Annotated in this window: 18 protein-coding genes, 1 tRNA gene, 1 pseudogene and 1 other annotated feature; of the genes and pseudogenes, 19 read left to right on the plus strand and 1 reads right to left on the minus strand. The window is 39.9% G+C overall.

Annotated features, from left to right (window positions below; genetic code table 11):
- Positions 1–11: 11 nt before the first annotated feature.
- The 18 genes and pseudogenes from ftsZ to QCD85_RS20790 all read left to right on the plus strand — a co-directional run bounded on the left by ftsZ (position 12) and on the right by QCD85_RS20790 (position 20,391).
- A complete protein-coding gene (ftsZ, locus tag QCD85_RS20705) occupies positions 12–1,160 on the plus strand; it encodes a cell division protein FtsZ (protein WP_274172260.1) in 1,149 nt (382 codons plus the stop codon).
- Between the two features lie 211 nt (positions 1,161–1,371).
- On the plus strand, positions 1,372–2,217 hold the full coding sequence (pgeF, locus tag QCD85_RS20710) for a peptidoglycan editing factor PgeF (protein ID WP_441005636.1): 846 nt from the start codon (positions 1,372–1,374) through the stop codon (positions 2,215–2,217).
- Between the two features lie 7 nt (positions 2,218–2,224).
- Complete coding sequence (locus QCD85_RS20715) at positions 2,225–2,914, plus strand: YggS family pyridoxal phosphate-dependent enzyme (protein ID WP_274172262.1); 690 nt, start codon at positions 2,225–2,227, stop codon at positions 2,912–2,914.
- A 2-nt stretch (positions 2,915–2,916) separates the two neighbouring features.
- Positions 2,917–3,366: a cell division protein SepF gene (locus QCD85_RS20720; protein ID WP_204823282.1), complete on the plus strand. Its 450-nt coding sequence runs from the start codon at positions 2,917–2,919 to the stop codon at positions 3,364–3,366.
- A 4-nt stretch (positions 3,367–3,370) separates the two neighbouring features.
- Positions 3,371–3,643 (plus strand): YggT family protein, encoded by a 273-nt coding sequence (locus QCD85_RS20725; protein ID WP_373462044.1) that lies wholly within the window; start codon positions 3,371–3,373, stop codon positions 3,641–3,643.
- Between the two features lie 66 nt (positions 3,644–3,709).
- Positions 3,710–4,492, plus strand: a complete 783-nt coding sequence (locus tag QCD85_RS20730) for an RNA-binding protein (RefSeq protein WP_273613075.1) — start codon at positions 3,710–3,712, stop codon at positions 4,490–4,492.
- A gap of 158 nt (positions 4,493–4,650) precedes the next feature.
- Positions 4,651–5,154: pseudogene (locus QCD85_RS20735) on the plus strand (DivIVA domain-containing protein); the annotation flags it as partial.
- A 201-nt stretch (positions 5,155–5,355) separates the two neighbouring features.
- Positions 5,356–5,655: a binding site (T-box leader), on the plus strand.
- Positions 5,656–5,737: 82 nt separating this feature from the next.
- Positions 5,738–8,833 carry an isoleucine--tRNA ligase gene (ileS, locus tag QCD85_RS20740; RefSeq protein WP_273613073.1) on the plus strand — a complete coding sequence of 1,032 codons (3,096 nt, stop codon included), beginning with the start codon at positions 5,738–5,740 and terminating at the stop codon, positions 8,831–8,833.
- Positions 8,834–9,050: 217 nt separating this feature from the next.
- Positions 9,051–9,542 carry a signal peptidase II gene (lspA, locus tag QCD85_RS20745; protein WP_204823285.1) on the plus strand — a complete coding sequence of 164 codons (492 nt, stop codon included), beginning with the start codon at positions 9,051–9,053 and terminating at the stop codon, positions 9,540–9,542.
- Between the two features lie 23 nt (positions 9,543–9,565).
- Complete coding sequence (locus tag QCD85_RS20750; RefSeq protein ID WP_441005637.1) at positions 9,566–10,582, plus strand: RluA family pseudouridine synthase; 1,017 nt, start codon at positions 9,566–9,568, stop codon at positions 10,580–10,582.
- A gap of 593 nt (positions 10,583–11,175) precedes the next feature.
- Positions 11,176–11,739: a bifunctional pyr operon transcriptional regulator/uracil phosphoribosyltransferase PyrR gene (pyrR, locus tag QCD85_RS20755; protein ID WP_274172265.1), complete on the plus strand. Its 564-nt coding sequence runs from the start codon at positions 11,176–11,178 to the stop codon at positions 11,737–11,739.
- Positions 11,736–12,647, plus strand: coding sequence for an aspartate carbamoyltransferase catalytic subunit (locus tag QCD85_RS20760; RefSeq protein WP_273613071.1), 912 nt, complete (start codon positions 11,736–11,738; stop codon positions 12,645–12,647). Before pyrR ends, QCD85_RS20760 begins: the two co-directional genes overlap by 4 nt.
- A 39-nt stretch (positions 12,648–12,686) precedes the next feature.
- A complete protein-coding gene (locus tag QCD85_RS20765; protein ID WP_301263752.1) occupies positions 12,687–14,012 on the plus strand; it encodes a dihydroorotase in 1,326 nt (441 codons plus the stop codon).
- A 73-nt stretch (positions 14,013–14,085) separates the two neighbouring features.
- Positions 14,086–15,216, plus strand: coding sequence for a glutamine-hydrolyzing carbamoyl-phosphate synthase small subunit (gene carA / locus QCD85_RS20770; RefSeq protein ID WP_273613069.1), 1,131 nt, complete (start codon positions 14,086–14,088; stop codon positions 15,214–15,216).
- A gap of 1 nt (position 15,217) precedes the next feature.
- Positions 15,218–18,517, plus strand: a complete 3,300-nt coding sequence (carB, locus tag QCD85_RS20775; protein ID WP_273613068.1) for a carbamoyl-phosphate synthase large subunit — start codon at positions 15,218–15,220, stop codon at positions 18,515–18,517.
- Between the two features lie 147 nt (positions 18,518–18,664).
- A complete protein-coding gene (gene pyrF / locus QCD85_RS20780; RefSeq protein ID WP_301263753.1) occupies positions 18,665–19,414 on the plus strand; it encodes an orotidine-5'-phosphate decarboxylase in 750 nt (249 codons plus the stop codon).
- The gene (pyrE, locus tag QCD85_RS20785) at positions 19,401–20,042 is read left to right on the plus strand and encodes an orotate phosphoribosyltransferase (protein ID WP_301263754.1); all 642 of its coding nucleotides are present in this window, start codon (positions 19,401–19,403) and stop codon (positions 20,040–20,042) included. The genes pyrF and pyrE overlap by 14 nt, the downstream gene beginning before the upstream one ends.
- 275 nt (positions 20,043–20,317) lie before the next feature.
- Positions 20,318–20,391: transfer RNA gene (locus QCD85_RS20790), tRNA-Ile, on the plus strand.
- Between the two features lie 182 nt (positions 20,392–20,573).
- Here QCD85_RS20790 and QCD85_RS20795 read toward each other — a convergent pair.
- Positions 20,574–20,774 carry a hypothetical protein gene (locus QCD85_RS20795; RefSeq protein WP_274172269.1) on the minus strand — a complete coding sequence of 67 codons (201 nt, stop codon included), beginning with the start codon at positions 20,772–20,774 and terminating at the stop codon, positions 20,574–20,576.
- Between the two features lie 291 nt (positions 20,775–21,065).
- Here QCD85_RS20795 and QCD85_RS20800 point away from each other — a divergent pair, with 291 nt between their 5' ends.
- Entirely contained in the window at positions 21,066–22,337 is a 1,272-nt protein-coding gene (locus QCD85_RS20800) for a GAF domain-containing sensor histidine kinase (RefSeq protein WP_301263755.1), read from the plus strand.
- Positions 22,338–22,542 lie beyond the last annotated feature (205 nt).

Raw genomic sequence — 22,542 nt, forward strand, 5'->3', positions numbered from 1 at the left:
GATGGGAAAGTATGTTAGAATTTGATTTCGAAATGGAAAGCCTAGCCCAGATCAAAGTCATCGGTGTAGGTGGCGGCGGAAGTAATGCTGTTAACCGTATGATTGAGAATGGTGTTCAAGGCGTGGAATTTATAACAGTTAATACTGATGCTCAAGCATTGCACTTGGCTAAATCTGAACACAAATTGCAAATCGGTGATAAACTGACACGCGGTTTGGGTGCAGGAGCTAATCCAGATGTAGGTAAAAAAGCAGCTGAAGAATCTCGTGACCTGATCATGAGCACTCTTAAAGGTGCAGATATGGTATTCGTTACTGCGGGTATGGGTGGCGGAACAGGAACAGGTGCAGCACCGGTTATTGCTGAAATCGCTAGAGAATGTGGCGCATTAACAGTAGGTGTGGTAACACGTCCATTTACATTTGAAGGACGTAAGCGTTTTTCACAAGCAGAACTAGGTATCGAAGGATTGAAAGAAAAAGTCGATACATTGATCGTTATTCCTAATGATCGCTTGCTTGAAATTGTAGATAAAAAGACACCGATGTTAGAAGCTTTCCGTGAAGCAGATAATGTGTTGCGTCAAGCGGTACAAGGTATCTCTGATCTAATTGCTGTACCGGGACTAATCAACCTTGACTTTGCCGATGTAAAAACGATCATGACTGAGCGTGGTTCAGCTTTGATGGGTATTGGTGAAGCTACAGGAGAAAATCGTGCAGCAGAAGCAGCACGTAAAGCGATTATGAGTCCATTGCTTGAAACTTCGATCGAAGGTGCACGTGGTGTGATTATGAATATCACTGGCGGTAACAACCTTTCCTTGTATGAAGTCAATGAAGCAGCAGAGATCGTTATTTCAGCTTCTGATCCAGAAGTAAATATGATCTTCGGTGCGATTATTGATGAAGACCTCAAAGAAGAGATCAAAGTTACTGTTATCGCAACAGGATTTGAACACAAACCAGCACAACCATTGCCACCGGTACGTCGTCCGTCTCAGCCTGTCGATGAATCTACACCTGCTGCACCAACCAATGCAGAAGACAAAGCTCCGACATCACGTCCGTACAACAATACAAATACTACACAACCTAGTGGAGATCAGTTGGATATTCCAACATTCCTACGCAATCGTTCTCGTCATAAAAACGATTAGGTGCTAGCAATATAATGATTATGCGAAGGGCTTGTTTTCTACGGAAAACAGGTCTTTTTCATTTGAGTATATGTGGAGTTGAATCTACAGCTATTCTCTTTGATGGAATAAGTTGAAAAGATGAGTTACAGGTTGAATAGTTGTATGATTGAAGTAAGATACAGTTATATTCAATATAGTTAAAATATTTTGTTTACTATGAGGTGTATACATGGAGAAGTTTGTAAGCCGTATGATAGATAGCGGACCTGAATTATTTGAGTTAGATACTTCTGCCTATAGTCAAGGAATCACAGCAGGATTTACCGGACGTAAAGGTGGAGTTAGTCAAGCGCCTTATGATTCTTTTAATTTAGCGTATCATGTAGAAGATCAACCGGAAGATGTATTGCAAAATCGCAAACTATTATGCGATGAATTAAAGTTTGATTATACTCACTGGGTATCTGGTGAACAGGTACATAGTAATCATATAGAGATCGTTACAGCAGAACATGCAGGCAAAGGTTGGCTTGATCGAGAAAGTGCTTTTCAAAATACCGACGGATTAATCACGAATGTACCAGGTATCTTGTTAACTTCATTTTATGCAGATTGTGTACCGCTGTACTTTATAGATCCTGTACAACAGGTCGTAGGGCTTGCTCATGCAGGTTGGAAAGGCACTGTCGCTAATATTGCAGGTGAAATGATCGAAGCGATGAGAACGCAATATGGAAGTGTTATATCTGATATCCATACTGCGATAGGCCCTTCTATCGGTGGGGAAAGTTATGAAGTCGATGATAAAGTGATGGATGCCGTAAACGTTTGGAAAAGCAAGTTAATGGGTAATGGTGAACAACCTCTTTATGCCCGTCCGGGTGATAATGGTAAAACTTGGCTAGACCTCAAACAATTAAATCGACAATTCATGATTTTTGCAGGAATTCCTGCTGACCATATCGAAATGAGTAATTGGTGTACTTACCGTAACCATGATCTTTTTTTCTCGTATCGAGCTGACGGAGGAACAACCGGCAGAATGGCGAGTTGGATAGGTATAGAAACGGAGTGAAATACAGTTGGGATTACAAGAACGAATAGAGCAAGTCGAACAACGAATTCATCAAGTCTGTGAACGAAGCGGACGCAAGCGTGAAGACATTCAGCTTGTAGCTGTAACCAAATATGTTTCTGTTGCCAAAACGGCGGAGGTACTAGATGCAGGTCTATTACATCTAGGAGAAAATCGCTGGCAAAATGCTGAAGATAAATGGAATCAATTACACGAACGTGGAGTGTGGCATTTTATCGGTCACTTACAAACCAATAAAGTAAAAGATGTAATTGGCAAATTTGAATATATTCATTCCTTAGATCGCTTATCACTAGCAAAAGAAATACAAAAAAAAGCAAGTTCTATGGATATTCGTGTTAAAGTATTAGTACAAGTTAATATCTCTGGTGAAGAATCCAAATATGGATTGCCACCGGAGCAAGTGAATTCGTTTTTTGAAAGTATTGCTTCGTTCTCAAATCTAGAAGTAGTAGGTTTGATGACGATGGCTCCAGAAGTTGATGATGCAGAAATGACACGTCCTGTTTTTCGAGGACTTCGTGAATTAAAAGATGATATCAATAAGCGTGGATTAACTAAAAATCCACTAACACATTTATCTATGGGCATGTCGGGTGATTTTGAGATTGCTATAGAAGAAGGCGCTACACTAGTGCGACTGGGTTCCATATTAGTAGGGAAAGAGGAGGATTAACGATGGGAGTAATGAATCGCTTTATGAACTTCTTAGGGCTTCAAGAAGAAGAGGAAATTGTTGAGCGCGAACAGATTATGGATGATGATGAAGAACCTCGTGAAACCTCTGGCACAGAATTACGTAAGAACAATAGAGCCAGCAATGTAGTTAGTATTCATTCTCAGAAAAATGTAAAAGTGATTTTGAATGAGCCGCGCAGTTATGATGAGGCTCAAGATATTGCAGACCATTTGCGATCTCACCGATCGGTTATCGTCAATTTACAGCGTGTTCGTATCGATCAAGCGACACGTATTATTGATTTTATGAGCGGTACCGTCTATGCACTTGGAGGCAGTATTTCAAAAATCGGGGGCAACATTTTTCTGTGTACACCGGATACCGTCGAAATTGAGGGCACGATCGCTGAAATTTTAGGCGAAGATTACGAATATAACAAGATGAGGTGACGCAATTTTGGAAACGGCTTTTGCAGTTTTAAATGCTTTATATCGAATCTACACGTATATGATTATTATTTATATTTTGCTGTCCTGGTTGCCTAGCGCGCGTGAAAGTTCTTTTGGGCAAATTTTGGCACGATTAGTAGAACCTTATCTTGCTCCTTTCCGTCGCTTTATACCACCGATTATGGGAGCAATTGATATATCTCCGATTGTAGCTTTATTCGTATTACAATTGGCATTTAGCGGATTAGTATTTTTATTAAGAAGTCTTATTTACTAATTTTAATTATTTTGTAACAAACAATCTATTACACTTGCTCTAAATATGAAAGGTATGAACAACATCATGCAAAGCAATATTTATCATCATTTTCATCCAGATGAGCGAGAGTTTGTGGAACGGGCTGCGGAGTGGATCGATAACGCAGCCCGTTATCATGAGCTAAAGCTGACCGATTTTTTAGATCCACGTCAAGCTTATATTCTGAATATTCTCGCTGCTCGTAATCTAGATGTGCATATTCGTTTGGATGGAGGATCAGAACATTCAGAACGTAAACGTGCCGTCATCGGACCGGATTATATGGATTTGGATAACGAAGATATGCAGTTATCAGTATTATCGATCACGCCAGAAGGGCGTAAATTCGCTGATTTGGAACATGGCGATTATATGGGTTCTATTTTGGGACTGGGGATCAAGCGAGGTAAAATTGGAGATATCCACGCGTTGGCGGATGGTTGTCATACGGTGGTATCGTCTGAGATTGCTTCTTATTTGCATTTAAATTTAACACAAGTTCATCGCTTGCATGTAATGACAGAGATTTTACCGATTACTGAATTACAGGTCGCTACTCCAGAATTGCAATCGATGGAGCTAACTGTAGCTTCTTTACGCTTAGATGGGATAGCAAGTGATGTATACCGACTAAGCCGTAGTAAAATCCTGGTGCCAATCAAAGCGGGACGTTGCCGTGTGAATTGGAAAGTAGAAGAAAATCCTTCTCATGCTTTGCAACAAGGCGATATGATTTCTATTCAGGGGCTTGGTCGCTTTAAAGTATTAGAAATGGATGGAATTACAAAAAAAGGAAGATATCGAGTCAAAGTAGGTAAATTTGTTTGATAAAGAATAGAATAGGCTTCTATTTAAATCGTGAATATACAGCAAATTTATTTATTTTTTAACGTCTTTGGCAGGGATATATCCTTATGCGTCGAAATGAAGTATCATAGCAATAACGAGGCAATTCAACGGCCTAAACATTACAGGAGGTGTCCAACATGCCATTAACCCCGCTGGATATACATAATAAGGAATTCTCGCGTCGTTTGCGTGGTTATGACGAAGACGAAGTGAATGAATTTCTAGATCAAGTGATCAAAGATTATGAAGGGGCGATTCGTGAAAACAAAGAACTGCAAAGTCAGTTAATGTCTATTCAAGAACGTCTGGATCATTTTGCAAATCTGGAAGATACGTTGAGCAAAACGATTATTGTTGCTCAAGAAGCGGCAGATGAAGTTCGTAACAATGCGAAAAAAGAAGCTCAATTGATTATTAAAGAATCCGAGAAAAATGCGGATCGTATTATCAATGAGTCTTTATCCAAATCTCGCAAAGTTTCGATGGAAGTAGAAGAACTCAAAAAACAAGCTTCTATTTACCGCACACGTTTCCGTACATTGGTAGAAGCTCAATTAGAGCTACTTAGCCAAGATGGATGGGATGCTTTGGAAAATCAAACGCGTGAACTTCAACGCACAAGCAATGAACGTGATCGTGAAAGAGATCGTCTAGAAGATCGCGATCGTGACCGCGATAGAGACAGAGATCGTGATAGAGACCGCGATAACGAAGAACAACATAGTTCAGGTGATTTGTACTAAGGTTACAGGTTCTAAGTTGACATTTATAGTCTAAAGCGCTATAAATATTCTATAACTTTATTTCAATTGATTCGTGTAGACGAATATAAATATGAACATCAACATTCATTGATAGGGTCAGTAAATTATACATCGTGTTCACAGAGAGTTGGCGGTTGGTGCAAGCCAATGAACATCGTATAATTGAATATCCCCCTGGAGAAGCGAGGCTGAACGAGCATCAAGTAAGCCAAGCCGGAGTGCCAACCGTTACAGAGGCACCGCATCATTTGTGCGGATCTAAGGTGTCACTTCACCTGAATACAGACAAAACAGTAGAAATACTGAATTTTAGTTTGTATAGATGTATAAAGGTCGAAGTGAAACAAGGGTGGTAACGCGAGCAACCTCGTCCCTTTTATGGGATGGGGTTTTTTGATGTTTTCATACGGGATAGTTAGAGTGCATTCGATATTAATAGATGGGGAAGGATGACAAAATCATGCAAAGAGTCGATGTCAAAGAAAAAGCACGCACACGTGATTTACGGATTTTAAATAAATGGAATGAGGAAAATACATTCCAACGTTCGATTCAGAATCGGGAAGGTAAGCCTAACTTCGTTTTTTATGAAGGTCCACCAACAGCAAATGGTAAGCCACATATCGGTCACGTTTTGGGACGTGTCATCAAAGATTTTGTAGGTCGTTATCAGACGATGAAAGGATACCGTGTTGTTCGTAAAGCAGGATGGGATACACATGGTCTTCCTGTTGAACTAGGTGTTCAGAAAAAATTAGGAATCTCTCACAAACATGAAATCGAAGAGTATGGTGTAGAGAAATTTATTCAAGAATGTAAAGCAAGTGTATTTGAATATGAGCAACAATGGCGTGATCTTACATCTGGGATTGGATATTGGACTGATCTAGATCATCCATATGTAACGCTTGAAAATAACTATATCGAAAGTGTGTGGAACAATCTTGCGACGATTCATGATAAAGGTCTATTGTATCGTGGACACCGTGTAAGTCCATATTGCCCTGATTGTCAGACAACACTGAGTTCTCATGAAGTTGCTCAAGGATACAAAGATGTCAAAGATTTGAGCGCAACAGCGAAGTTCAAGCTTGATGACAGCGGTGAGTATGTTCTTGCTTGGACAACAACACCTTGGACATTGCCTTCTCACGTTGCTTTAGCAGTTAATCCAGATATGGATTATGTACGTGTAAGTCAAGATGGAAGTGTATATATCGTTGCTAAAAATTTGGTAGACGATGTGATGAAAGATGGTAAAGGCGAATACGAAGTACTAAGCACATTAAAAGGTGCAGAATTAGTAGGCAAAACGTATGCTCCGCCATTTAACTATTTTACAGCAGAAAAAGCGAACATCATTCTAGGAGCAGACTTTGTTACCGATGCAAGTGGTACAGGTATTGTTCATATGGCGCCAGCACATGGTGAAGATGATTACCGTGTATGTCGTGAAAATGGTATTAGCTTTGTGAATATGGTAGATCTAGAAGGTAAATTTGTAGCTGAAGTGACTGATTTTGCAGGTCGTTTTGTAAAAGATTGCGATATCGATATCGTGCGTTTGTTGTCTGAAAAAGATCGTTTGTTCAGCAAAGAAAGATATGAGCATACGTATCCATTCTGCTGGCGTTGTGATACACCACTATTATACTATGCAATGGATAGCTGGTTTATCCAGACGACAGCCGTTAAAGAACAATTGATCGCTAACAATAAAGAAGTAGATTGGTATCCAGGTCATATCCGTGATGGACGTTTTGGTAAATTTTTGGAAGACTTGGTGGACTGGAATATCAGTCGTGATCGTTATTGGGGTACACCGCTTAACGTATGGGTATGTGCAGAAACAGGTGAACAGTTTGCACCGCACAGTATTGCAGAACTTCGCGCGCGCGCGATTGGTGATGTGCCTGAAAATATCGAATTACACAAACCGTATGTAGATGATATCAAAGTACGTAGTTCATGTGGTCAATATGAGATGTTCCGTACACCGGAAGTGATCGATGTATGGTTTGATAGTGGATCAATGCCATTTGCGCAACAGCATTATCCTTTTGAAAATCAAGATACATTCCAAGAGCAATTCCCGGCAGATATGATCTGTGAAGGTATCGATCAGACCCGTGGTTGGTTCTACAGTCTACTTGCGGTATCTACATTAATCACAGGCAAAGCTCCTTACAAAGCAGTTATGGCGACAGGTCATGTATTAGATGAACAAGGACAGAAAATGTCCAAGTCTAAAGGAAATGTAATCGATCCGTGGGAAGTCATTGATGAATACGGAACAGATGCTTTCCGCTGGGCATTGCTATCTGATAGTGCGCCATGGAACAGTAAACGTTTCTCTAAAGGTATCGTAGGTGAAGCGAAATCCAAAATGGTGGATACACTTGTAAATACACATGCATTTATGACATTGTATGCAACGATTGATGGATTCGATCCAGCAGAACATCCTTTCCAACCGTCAGAGCATAAGTTGGATCGTTGGATTCTATCTCGTCTGAACAGCTTAATCAAGCAAGTTGAAAAAGGGCTTGCTGTAAATGATTTCTTAAATGCTTCCAAAGCGATCGAAGCTTTTGTAGATGAATTGAGTAACTGGTATATCCGTCGCTCGCGTGACCGTTTCTGGGGTAGTGGTCTAACAGAAGACAAATTAGATGCTTACCGTACTTTAACAGAAGTCCTATTAACGACAGCTAAATTGATTGCACCATTTACACCAATGTTAGCGGAAGATATCTATCTTAACCTCAGCAGTGGCGAAAGTGTGCATATGGATGATTATCCTGTTGCCAATGAAGACTTGATCGATCTTGAGTTAGAACGTGATATGGAAACAGCTCGTCGCATTGTCGAACTAGCACGTAATGTACGTAATGAGACAGGTCTCAAAACACGTCAACCTTTATCTGAATTGATCGTGTCGCTGGACAAAGATTTTGATTTGACCAGCTATGAATCAATCATCAAAGACGAGATCAACGTGAAAGGTATTCATACCGAAACCGATGATTCTGGATTTGTAGACTTTACATTGAAATTAAACCTTAAAGTAGCCGGTAAAAAATATGGTAAAAATGTAGGCTTCTTGCAAAACTTCTTCAAAGGCATGTCTGTAGAAGAAACACGTAAAGTGGTTGAAGATGGATTCTTGCATATTCTTTCACCAGAAGGCGAAGAGCTACAAGTGACGAATGAAGAATTATTAGTAGAGAAAAAAGCGAAGTCTGGATTTGCTTCTGCTTCAGGGTATGGTCTAACAGTGGCACTCAATACAGATGTAACACCTGAACTTGAGCAAGAAGGATGGGTACGTGAAATTGTACGTGCGGTTCAAGACTATCGTAAAAAATTAGATCTACCTATCGAAAAATACGTGAATTTAACGTTATCTGTGAACGATGATCTTCGTCAAGCAATCCAAACATTTGATCATGTATTACGTGAAAATGTATTGGTTAACGATGTAGCATTTGCTACTGAAGAAGGCATGGAACAAGTTGAATTGATGGGACAAAATGTAGGTATCCGTATTTCGTAACAAAAGACAGGATGAAGCAGATCATATATCTGATCTAACATAAGCATGGGTATGATCTATCTACTTTTATAGTAGGAAGATCATACCCATGTTTTTTTATTATAAAGGTTCTCAATAGACGACTGATTCTAGGCTGTGCTACAATAAACAAAGCTATGTTTAGTGAGGTTATCGTACTAAGCATATGGACGAGATATCTATAGGGTGGAGGATTATTGTGATATATTATGTGATTGCAATTATAGCGATTATTGTAGATCAGTTAACCAAATACTGGATCGCTACTGGAATGGAACGAGGAGATCAGATTTCAGTGATCGGCAATTTCTTTTTGATTACTTCCCACCGTAATCAAGGCGCTGCTTTTGGTATTTTGCAAAATCAACGTTGGTTTTTTGTCGTCATTACGTTAATAGTCGTTGTTGCGATTATATGGTATATCCAAAAAGTGAAATCACAACCGGATAAATTATTGCCTGTTGCTTTATCACTTGTTTTGGGTGGAGCGATTGGTAACTTTATTGATCGTGCACGTATGGGTGAAGTAGTGGACTTTTTACAATTTAACTTTGGCAGTTATACGTTTCCAATTTTCAATGTAGCTGATTCTTGTATTGTAGTTGGGGTTGCATTGATTATTATAGACGCACTGTTGGATATGAGCCGTCAGAAGAAACAAACTGCCGGTCATGAAGAGGAGAATGTTTAGTGAGTAAGCAAGATAAATCAGAGATGAATGAAGTTCAAGATAAAGACTGGGTAGAGCAAGAATTACCTGATCTAGAACATGCGGAAGAAACAGGCGAAGATGAGACAGAGATCGGTGCTGTTCAAGTGATGGAATGGACGATTGATGCAGAAGATGCTAAAACACGTATCGATAAATACATTACAGACTTATTGCCAGAAGGTTTCTCACGTTCTCAAGTACAACAGTGGATAACCGATGGCTTAGTCACAGTAGATGGCAAAGTGATCAAAGCTAATCATAAATTGATAGAAAATGAACAGGTTGTTGTTCAACTTCCTAGTCTATCTACTGTAGAAATCGAAGCACAAGATATTCCGCTTGAGATCGTCTATGAAGATTCAGATGTAATCGTAATTAATAAGCCTCGTGGTATGGTTGTTCATCCAGCAGTCGGTCATTCTTCTGATACGTTGGTTAATGCTTTGATGTATCATTGCAAAGACTTATCAGGTATTAATGGCGAAGTTCGTCCCGGTATTGTGCATCGTATTGATAAAGACACAACTGGATTATTGATGGCTGCCAAAAATGATAAAGCGCATGCTTCATTATCAGAACAGCTCAAAAATCATACCGTTACCCGTAAATATATTGCACTGGTTCATGGTAATATAGAACATGATCAAGGCACTATTGATGCACCGATTGGTCGCTCTAGCCAAAATCGTAAAATGTTTACCGTTACCGAGAAGAATAGTAAGCATGCTGTTACTCATTTTGTAGTGACAGAGCGTTTTGGCGATTTTTCATTAGTAGAGCTTCGTCTTGAGACAGGACGTACTCACCAAATACGTGTGCATATGAAATTTATCGATCATCCGTTAGTTGCTGATCCAATGTATGGACGTGTAAGAGCCAAAGCTTCTACACTAGATGGACAAGCTCTGCATGCGGCTGTACTTGGTTTTGTTCATCCAACTACAGGGGAATATTTAGAATTTCAAGCACCTATCCCTGATGATCTGGAACAAATATTGTTATCATTGCGTAATCGTTAATAAGTATTTTCATTTTAGAAGTCAGTCTGATATTCAGATTGGCTTCTTTTTTATATCTATGCATATGTAAAAGAGCAAAAATGTTTAAGGTTAAAGTTAATCACTATGAATAATTTATGAATAAAAAATGATAATAATGATATATTTACTTATAATTGTGGATATTTATTCGTATATATTGTATAATTATGATTATTGAAACAAAGTATGACTATTCTTTTACAACTATATAATCATTTCTTCATCATCCCACGGTAAGTTGTGCGGTTGACAGGTAGTGTTGTTTCTGTCATAATTCATTTCAGATGAATAAGCACCTTTAATTCAGTCCCGTGAGACTGGCAAGGTAACGTGAACGATGTTCACTGTAGGACACCCTCTGTGTGGAGTGGTGCATACTACAGTGCGTCTGAGTATGACTGTCATGACGTGTGTCTATGACTACAGACTCCTTGCCGTTTTAGGGCAGGGAGTCTTTTTTATACCCTGACCGAAGAACGTGCAATAGAGTCAAGCAAGAGTATGAACCAGACACGCGTTATGATGTTGACCACGGGGCCCAGGGTGTACACAACCTGAGGAGGCTAACGATAATGAGCACAGAGACTCGCATTATCATGGATGAAACAGCAATCCGCCGCGCACTTACACGTATTGCACATGAGATTTTGGAGAAAAATAAAGGGATTGAAGATTGTATTCTGATTGGGATTCGTACAAGAGGTATTTACCTGGCACAACGGATCGCAGAACGTATTCAAGAAATTGAAGGTAAACCTGTTCCTTGTGGTGAGCTGGATATTACAGGATATCGTGATGATCAAGACAATGGACGTCCTACAGATATGAATAGCAGTACGATGCTAACACCTGCTAATCTAACGATTCGTAACAAAAAAATTATTTTGTTCGATGATGTACTGTACACAGGTAGAACGATTAGAGCCGCTATGGATGCACTAATGGATTGCGGACGACCTGAAATGATTCAATTAGCAGTCCTTGCAGATCGAGGACATCGTGAACTTCCGATTCGCCCGGATTATATCGGCAAAAACGTACCAACTTCCAAACTGGAAGAAATCGAAGTACGACTAAGCGAAATCGATGGTAGCGATCAAGTCAATATTATGCAACATCGTGAGGTGACTGCATGATTATGACAACTACTACATTGAAACAACGCAGTCTACTGGGTCTCAAAGGTATGAGTCAACCGGAGTTAGTTTCAATACTCGATCGAGCAGCTTATTGGGATGCACATACAGAGAAGCAAGTGTCTGTTTTGCAATCACGCTTTGTAGCGAATATGTTTTTTGAAAATAGTACACGTACACGTTTTTCTTTCGAAATGGCTGAAAAGCGCTTGGGTGCAGAAGTGTTGAACTTCACCTCGGCAGTATCAAGTGTAGAAAAAGGCGAATCCATTTACGATACCGTTCGAACACTTGAAAGTATGGGAATTGATGCAGGCATCATTCGCTTGAAGCCCTCAGGAGTATTGCAAGAATTAGCAGAAAAAGTGAATGTACCTTTAATCAATGCGGGTGATGGTAACAATGAACATCCAACCCAAGGATTGCTTGATTTGTACACGATGCGTCAAGAGTTTGGAGAGTTAAAAGGTCTGCATGTAGCGATTGTAGGTGACATTTTGCATAGTCGTGTAGCACGCTCGAATCTCTGGGCTTTACAGACAATGGGTGCCAAAGTAAGCTTCTGTGCACCAAGCAATATGCGCGCTGATGATATCGGAGAAGTTTCTTATATCAGTATGGAAGAAGCGTTACAAGCAGATGTAGTGATGATGTTAAGAGTGCAACTTGAACGCCATGCTGTAGGCATGCTCAAGTCAGCAGAAGAATATCGCCTACAATATGGATTGACCGAAGAAAGAGCTGCCCGGATGAAACAGCATGCGATTATTATGCACCCGGCTCCAGTCAATCGTAATGTTGAGATCGATGATGCACTGGTGGAAAGTCCTAAATCAAAAATTTTCCCACAAATGCAAAATGGTGTACCGATTCGGATGGCTGTTATTGAAAGAGCCCTACGTAACTAAGCACTACGATAATCAACAATACAATTTCGGAGGTTAACAATGACACTTTTTATCAAAAATGCAAACGTATTGAACGGACAAAATGAACTGGAAATCAAACATATATGGGTAGAAGGCAGTCAGATTGAGCACATTTTTGCAGGAGATCAAAATACAGCAGCATTGCTTCAACAATATGGAGCAGGACAAGAAGTAACAGAGATCGATGCAACAGGCAAGTTAGTTACGCCAGGATTGATCGATATGCATGTACATTTACGAGAGCCTGGTTTTGAACATAAAGAAACGATTGCTACCGGAACAGCTTCAGCGGCAAAAGGTGGATTCACAACTATCGCTTGTATGCCAAATACACGACCGGTTACAGACAATGCCGATGTAGTGAAATTGGTACTGGACAAAGCAGCAGAAGCAGGGAGTGTCAAAGTACTGCCTTATGCAGCCATCACAGTCAACGAGTTAGGACGCGAATTAACCAATTTTGCAGCACTCAAAGCGGCTGGAGCTATCGGATTCACAGATGATGGTGTAGGCGTACAAAATGCACAAATGATGAAAAATGCAATGGCGCTTGCAGCATCGATGGATATGCCGGTTATTGCACACTGTGAAGATGATTCACTGGTGGTAGGAGCGGCTGTAAGTGAAGGCGAATTTGCTCGCAAACATGGTCTGAAAGGGATTCCTAATGAATCGGAAGCAATCCATGTAGGACGCGACATTTTACTAGCAGAAGCAACAGGAGTTCATTATCATGTGTGTCATGTGAGTACAGAGCAATCGATTCGATTGATTCGCTTAGCCAAATCGATCGGTATCAAAGTAACTGCTGAGGTATGCCCGCATCATTTAATCTTATCCGATGAAGATATTCCGGGTATGGATGCGAATTGGAAAATGAATCCACCTCTACGTACACCACGTGATGTAGAAGCTTGTATTGAAGCACTAGAAGATGGAACGATCGATATCATTGTGACTGATCATGCACCTCATAGTGAAGAAGAAAAAGCAAAAGGAATGGAATTAGCACCATTTGGAATCGTTGGATTCGAAACCGCATTTCCATTGTTGTATACCAAATTTGTCCAAACAGGACGCTGGACATTACAAATGCTTGTAGATCGGATGACATCTGATCCAGCTAAAGTATTCCGTTTGGCAACAGGGCGCTTAGAGCAAGGGGCTCCAGCAGATATCACATTAATCGATCTGGAAACAGAGCAAACGGTCGATCCAGCTACATTTGCAACAAAAGGAAAAAATACCCCATTTACCAACTGGACATTACAAGGTTGGCCACAGACAACGATCGTAGACGGTCAAGTCGTGTGGTCGCAGGAAGCTACGGCTTCCAAAGCATAAATATACTAAAAAATGATAAAAATATTCATTTGAATATAACTAACTTTTAAGATAGATAGAGGAGTGAAACGGGATGCAGGCAAAATTGTTATTAGAAGACGGAACATTATTTACAGGCCGTAGTTTCGGAGCAGAAGGCGAAACCACTGGAGAAGTTGTATTCAATACCGGAATCACCGGTTACCAGGAGGTACTATCTGATCCTTCATACTGCGGGCAGATCGTAACAATGACTTATCCGCTGATCGGCAATTATGGTATTAACCGTGATGACTTTGAATCGGTTCGTCCGTATATTAATGGATTCGTTGTTCGTCGACATGAGCCTGTACCTAGTAACTGGCGTGCTCAATATACGATTGATGAGTTGCTACGCGAACATGGCATTATCGGAATCAGCGATATCGACACACGCATGTTAACACGTCGTATTCGTCATCAAGGCACAATGAGAGGCATTTTGACAAGCGGATCATTATCGACCGAAGAATTGATGGAGCGTCTAAACAGTAGCGTATCGGCTACCAACCAAGTAAGTCATACATCAACTTCTCATATTTATACAAGTCCGGGTCCAAAAGAACGTATTGTACTTATTGATTACGGCGCAAAAACAGGGATTGTACGTGAGTTATCTCAACGTGGTTGCGATGTGGTTGTTGTACCTCAAGATACAACAGCAGAACAGATTCGCCGCTTACATCCAGATGGTATTCAATTATCTAACGGTCCAGGAGATCCGAAAGATGTACCAGCTGCTGTCAAAGTAATTGAAGAATTGCTTGGAGAATATCCAATCTTCGGTATTTGTCTAGGACACCAGTTGTTCGCTTTGGCTTGCGGAGCAGATACAGATAAATTGAAATTCGGACATCGTGGTGGTAATCATCCTGTCAAAGATTTGCAAACAGGTCGTTGTTATATCACTTCACAAAATCACGGATATACAGTGAAAGAAGCTTCAATCGAAGGAACAGAACTGGAAGTAACTCATATCAACAACAATGACAAAACGATTGAAGGCTTGAAGCATAAGAAATATCCAGCATTTTCTGTACAATATCATCCAGAAGCAGCACCAGGGCCTTTTGATAACGGCTATCTATTCGATCAATTTTTAACAATGATTCGTGAATATAAAGAACAACACCCTCAAAAAACGCGTCAAGCCGAAATGATGGCTGCTGTGAAAGGAGCTAACTGATATGCCTAGAAATAATGAACTCAAAAAAATACTCGTTATTGGTTCCGGACCTATTGTTATCGGTCAAGCTGCTGAATTTGACTATGCAGGTACACAAGCTTGCCAGGCACTCAAAGAAGAAGGGGTAGAAGTTGTACTCATCAACAGTAACCCTGCAACAATCATGACTGATACGAATATGGCAGATAAAGTCTACATCGAGCCTATTACACTTGAATTTGTCACTCAAATTATTCGTCAAGAACGTCCTGATGGTCTACTACCTACATTGGGTGGACAAACAGGCTTGAATATGGCTGTAGAATTGGCACGTGCAGGAGTACTAGAAAGCGAAAACGTGAAGTTGCTAGGAACTCAATTAGAATCGATCGAAAAAGCGGAAGATCGTGACTTATTCCGTGACTTGATGCGCGAATTGGATCAACCTGTTCCTGATAGTGTGATCGTAACCACACTTGAAGAATCGTTAGCATTTGCAAATGAGATTGGCTATCCAATTATTGTTCGTCCTGCGTATACATTAGGAGGTACAGGTGGTGGTATCTGTATCAATGAAGAAGAATTACGCGAAACGGTACAAGCAGGTATTCGTTATAGCCCGATCGGACAATGTCTGGTAGAGAAAAGTATCGCAGGTATGAAAGAAGTCGAGTACGAAGTCATGCGTGATGCAAACGATAACTGTATCGTAGTCTGCAACATGGAGAACTTTGATCCAGTAGGCGTGCATACCGGCGATAGTATCGTAGTTGCACCTAGCCAGACGCTTTCTGATCGTGAATATCAAATGCTACGCTCTGCATCTCTTAAAATTATTCGTGCGCTGAATATTGAAGGTGGATGTAACGTACAGTTCGCCCTTGATCCACAAAGTTATCAATACTATGTGATCGAGGTAAATCCACGTGTAAGTCGTTCATCTGCACTTGCTTCCAAAGCAACAGGATATCCAATTGCGAAAATGGCAGCGAAGATTGCAATGGGTTATACATTGGATGAAATCGTCAACCCTGTTACAGGACAAACATATGCTTGCTTTGAACCTACACTAGATTATATCGTTGCTAAAATTCCGCGCTGGCCGTTTGATAAATTTATCAGTGCTAACCGTAAATTAGGTACACAGATGAAAGCAACAGGCGAAGTAATGGCGATTGGACGTACATTTGAAGAAGCGATTCACAAAGCAGTACGTTCGCTTGAAATCGGTGTTCATCGTATTCATCTAAAAGATGCAGAACATATCGAAGATAGTGTATTAGATGAACGGTTAATAAAAGCAGATGATGAGCGTCTATTCTTGGTGGCAGAAGCATTCCGTCGTGGCTACAGCTTGGAACAGATTCAACAACTTACCAATATTGACTGGTGGTTCTTAGATAAAATTGAACGCATTGTCGCATATGAATCTGTACTTTCATCAGAAGATACATTGAGCGATGATACATTATATATGGCGAAGCGTCTTGGATTTACAGATCGTTCGATTGCGGAGTTACGCAATATCAATCATCCAGAAGATCCATTTAATAACGAACATAGCATTCGTGCATATCGTAAAGAAAATAATATGATGCCTGTATTCAAAATGGTAGATACTTGTGCCGCAGAATTTGAAGCTACTACACCATATTATTACTCTACATTTGAGACGGAAAATGAAGTAATCGAAAGCCCTAAAGAAAAAATCGTAGTGCTAGGTTCGGGTCCGATTCGTATCGGTCAAGGGATAGAGTTCGATTATTCAACTGTACATGCGGTATGGGCTATTCAAGAGTCCGGTTATGAAGCAGTCATTATTAATAACAACCCTGAGACGGTTTCAACAGATTTTAACACATCAGATCGACTGTACTTTGAACCGTTGTTCTTTGAAGATGTTATGAATGTTATCGAACAGGAAAATCCGATCGGAGTTATCGTACAGTTCGGTGGACAAACAGCGATTAACCTTGCAGCTCCATTAAGCAAAGCAGGCGTTAAAATTCTAGGAACAAGCTTGGCAAGTATTGATGAAGCAGAAGACCGCAAAAAGTTCGAAGCTTTATTGTCTCGCCTTAATATTGCACAGCCTGAAGGTAGCACAGTGCTATCGATAGATGAAGCGGTAGAAACAGCGCAAAAATTAGGTTATCCGGTACTGGTTCGTCCTTCTTATGTACTGGGTGGACGTGCAATGGAGATTGTATACTCTGATGAAGAATTATTGCTCTATATGGCAGAAGCAGTCAAAGTAAATCCAGAGCATCCGGTTCTGATTGACCGTTATATGCTAGGTAAAGAAGTAGAAGTGGATGCGATCTGTGATGGCGAAACAGTCGTTGTACCAGGAATTATGGAACATATCGAACGCGCAGGAGTTCACTCCGGTGACTCCATCGCAGTGTATCCTCCACAACATCTTTCAGAAGAATTGAAGCAAAAAGTGGTCGATATCACGATCCGTACAGCTAAAGAGCTTAAAACTGTCGGCTTGGTAAATATCCAATTCGTTATTTTCCAAAATGAAGTCTACGTGATTGAAGTGAATCCACGTTCTTCACGCACAGTGCCATTCTTGAGTAAAGTAACCGATATTCCAATGGCGAAGATTGCTACACAAGCGATTCTAGGCATTAAACTTAAAGATTTAGGATATAGCGAAGGATTGTGGAAAGAAAGCGAATATATCTCGGTCAAAGTTCCAGTGTTCTCTTTTGCCAAATTACGCCGTGTAGAACCTACGCTAGGACCTGAAATGAAATCAACAGGTGAAGTTATGGGACGCGATCTACTGTATGCCAAAGCTCTGTACAAAGGTCTAATCGGAGCAGGTATGAAAATCCCGGCAACCGGAGCATTGATTGCAACTGTAGCAGACAAAGACAAGCCAGAAGCGGTTCGCTTGCTTAAAGGATTTTACCGTCTAGGATACAAAATTATTGCAACAAGTGGTACAGCAAAAGCATTAGAAGAAGCAGGAATCAAAGTAACCGTGATTCATAAATTGACAGAAGGTGTGCCGAACATTCTGGATCTGATCCGCAGTGGACAAGCTAACTTTGTAGTCAATACCTTCACGAAAGGGAAAACGCCTGCTCGTGACGGATTCCGTATCCGCCGTGAAGCTGTTGAAAATGGTGTGGTATGTATGACATCACTGGATACGGTTGAAGCATTGCTCACAATGTTAGATACGATTAACTTCTCTTCTTACGCTATGCCGTCTTTGACTAATACAGTCACTGCAAATCCGAAAAAAGACGTTGTTAACGATATCGTAGTCGGTCAATTGGAAGATCAGGAAACGATTCTGAGCTAAAAATAAGCGACTACATCACACAAAACTAAAGTACGGCGGACCATTCTAGTGTCCGCCGTCATTTGTGTGCATATAATCGGTCTATACGACTTGTATAGTTATATTCGTATCAACCACAAATACGATATCTTCAAGGAGGTACAACAGTTGACACATTCGATCTCCCCATCGATAGCTAAGCGCTTGATTGTAGCGCTAGATTATCCTAATGTAGAAGAAGCACGAGTATTTATTGAACATCTTCAAGACATTCCATGTACGCTCAAAGTAGGCATGCAATTATTTTACAGTGCAGGACCTGATTTTATTCGTGAGTTAAAGTCAAAAGGATATTCAGTTTTTTTGGATTTGAAAATGCATGATATTCCGAATACTGTTAAAGGTGGAGCTAATAGCATCACCAAACTTGGCGTAGATATTTTTAATGTACATGCATCAGGTGGAGTACAGATGATGAAAGCGGCAGTAGAAGGTATGGAGTCTGCCCTAATAGCAGATACTGAATTAGAACGCCCTTTATTAATTGCTGTTACGCAGTTAACCAGTACGTCACAACAAGTGATGAATCAAGAAATTGGTATTCAAGGAACAGTGGAAGATGCTGTGGTTCATTACGCACGCTTAGCACAGCAAAGTGGTCTGGGTGGAGTAGTATGCTCTCCATTAGAAGTAGCGATGATTCATCAAGCATGCGGAGCGTCATTTTCTACGATTACTCCAGGTGTACGTCCGTCTGGTAGTGATATAGGGGATCAGACGCGTATATTAACGCCAGGGCAAGCGATAGCCGGTGGAAGCGACTATTTAGTCGTCGGTCGTCCGATTACCGGTGCAAATGATCCTAGAGAAGCGACACAACAGATTATAGAGGAGATGAGTTTACATGTTAACCATTGAAGAGATTCCAGCTCATATTGCATCTGCATTACTACAGATTGAAGCGGTAGCATTAAGCCCGCAAGAACCTTTTACCTGGACATCGGGTATCAAATCACCGATTTATTGTGATAACCGTCTTACGATGTCCTATCCATACATACGCGATCAGATAGCAGATGCGTTTGCTATGATTATTCGTGAGCAATATCCGGCTACAGAAGTGATCGCAGGAACAGCTACAGCAGGTATTCCTCATGCAGCTTGGGTCGCGCAAAAGTTAGATTTGCCAATGGCTTATATTCGTGACAAAGCCAAAGGACATGGTAAACATAATCAGATCGAGGGATTGATTCAATCAGGGCAAAAAGTAATTGTGATCGAAGATTTAATCTCTACAGGAGGAAGTTCGATCAAAGCGGCAGAGGCTGTGCGTGAAGCAGGAGCCGATCCATTAGCAGTACTGGCGATCTTTAGTTATCAATTAGACAAAGCTACAGACGCTTTTGCAGAAGCTAATCTGCCATTACAGACTCTCTCTAACTATACAGCCTTGATCGACAAAGCAGTAGAATTGGGCAAAATTCCAGCAGAAGATTTAGAACTGTTGCGCTCATGGCGTGAAGATCCATCTGCTTTTGGTAAATAAGTAGATCTAGATCACGATACTACATCGCGATAGTGGTAAAATAAAATCCATATATTTTGATATCATATAGAAGAGGGTATACTGCCTACAGTGTACCCTTACCTTTTAATAAACATACATATTTTGTAAAATGTAAACACGATCATGATAAAGTGAAGCATCTGCTTATACAAGATATGCAGAAAATTAACTTGACGTGAAATAGTGAAATACGGTATATTAATTGAGTCGCTGTTTATATTACATTCCAATTGAAATCGTTCTTTTGGAGATGCGGGCCTATAGCTCAGTTGGTTAGAGCTACCGGCTCATAACCGGTTGGTCGGGGGTTCGAGTCCCTCTGGGCCCATTAGAAAAAGACCCTTACATCTGTAAGGGTCTTTTTTTATAAGTAGTGATATTATCTTTTTCTACGTCGCATAAATAACATGACTAATAGCACAACAATAACAACAATTAGAATAAATTTCATAGCATATTACCTCCAAGCTTTAACCCTGATTAAGTAGTTCAAAAGAATCAGAATTATTTTTATTGATGAGAAGAGTCTTTCGTCGAAGAGTCTTTTTTAGAATCTTTACTGAAGTCCTCTTTAACTTTATCTACCGATTCGCTCACTGCTTCTTCTAGCAGATTTTCTGCGGAATGATTTTTATTAGAATCTGGATCTGGTATAGGATCTACACCCGCTCCACGTTCTTCATGGTTTTTGTACTCATCCGGTTTACTCATTATGAAGTCATCCTTTCGTCTATCTAGCTATTTTCGACATAATAGATATAATCATATTGTAAATCAATATAAAGGCTATGTTATCGAAATAAACCATTGTGACGTCAGATGAATCACAAATATAAACTTTTACTGATTTGATATGTGTATCCAAACATATTCTACAATCATAAAAAAGTACAAAAATTCACAATACATTATTTAAAATTTAATATATAATACATTTAAGTATAATTTGGGTATATAGAACTATATCTAATATTTTCTTAATGAAAGACGGTGGAGTTCATAATGAATACTTCTTCAATCAGTAATATGTTATATCAAAATGTGGGCGATGCAGCAGACCACATTATTAAAATAATAGGTGGACTTATCCACATTAATACTATTTTTATCGCTAGCAATGATGGTCTCAATAATGTGATTATGCGAGCTTACAATCGTGATGAACATCTTGTAGAAGAGGGAAGTATACTTCCTTTAGAATTAAGTTATTGCAGTCTGGTGATCAATAATGAAAAAACAAAAAGTAATATGCCTTTGATTATCGAGAATACCAATGAAAATGAATTAACACGCCATATGGATGTAACACGTTCTATAGGTGGTGGTTCTTTTATAGGATTACCGGTACGTTTGCGTGATGGTAGTATTTATGGAACGATTTGTGCATTGGATCGCAATACGTACAAGTTCAGTGAAGCTGATATTCAAACGTTAGAAACGATGACGATCTTTTTAGCTTATGTAGTAGAGCTAGAGAAGATGGTAACCGATCTTCAGCAAAAAGAAATTGAATTAGAACAAGCCCGTCTAAAAGCGGAAAAGTCAGCACAAGTGAATCGGAACCTTTTAGCTATTATGGGACACGAAATTCGCACACCGATGACCAATATCGTAGGTGTAGCTGATCTGATGATGGATTCAGAGATAGATCCACAGCAACAAGTCTATATGGATATAATTGAATCCAGTAATCAGTCGATGTTGACTTTGGTAGAAGATATTTTGAGTTTTAGTCATATGGAAGAAGGCGCAACGAAGATTGATCAAGAACCATTTGATCTCATGCATACTATTCATGAAGTGGTGACTTCACTCGGCACACCTTTGGATGACAATCCAATCGCATTGAAAATGAACACTAACCCCAGTGAACTTCCGTTGATTTATGGAGATGCATTGCGGTTGAGACAGATATTGATCAATACGCTTAATGCATTGCGTTTCAATTCTGTAGGACAATTAACATTATCAGCGTCAACAGCAATAAGCGATTCTGATAACAATGTATCATTGGATGTTACTGTTCATAATTCTCATATGACTGTAGATATCACAACGTTAGAACAGTTATTTGATTCATTAAAAGAAGCTAACGATATGTCATGGTATCAGCAATACGGTAGTATCGGTCTGAATCTGGCAATCAGTCGAAAATTAATCCATTTGATGAATGGAGAATTTGAAATGAATAGTGGAGAACAAGGAACGATTATTCGTTTTAATTTATTGTTGCCGCAGTATATTTCTTTTGAAAATGTAGATATTATATCTTAGAAAATCAACGTTTTGGTTAACTGAAAATAAAATCGTATCCAAAGTGTTGACAGTTAGATATCTAGCATGGTATGATCTTAAATGTTGGCGAAACAATCACAACAAGCGATAAAGTCAACAGGCATGAAGATGAATTTATTCATCTCAACATGTGCCGGGGTGGCGGAACTGGCAGACGCACAGGACTTAAAATCCTGCGGTAGGT

The sequence above is a fragment of the Paenibacillus sp. PsM32 genome (assembly GCF_030433815.1).
Classification (GTDB): Bacteria; Bacillota; Bacilli; order Paenibacillales; family Paenibacillaceae; genus Saccharibacillus; species Saccharibacillus kyungheensis.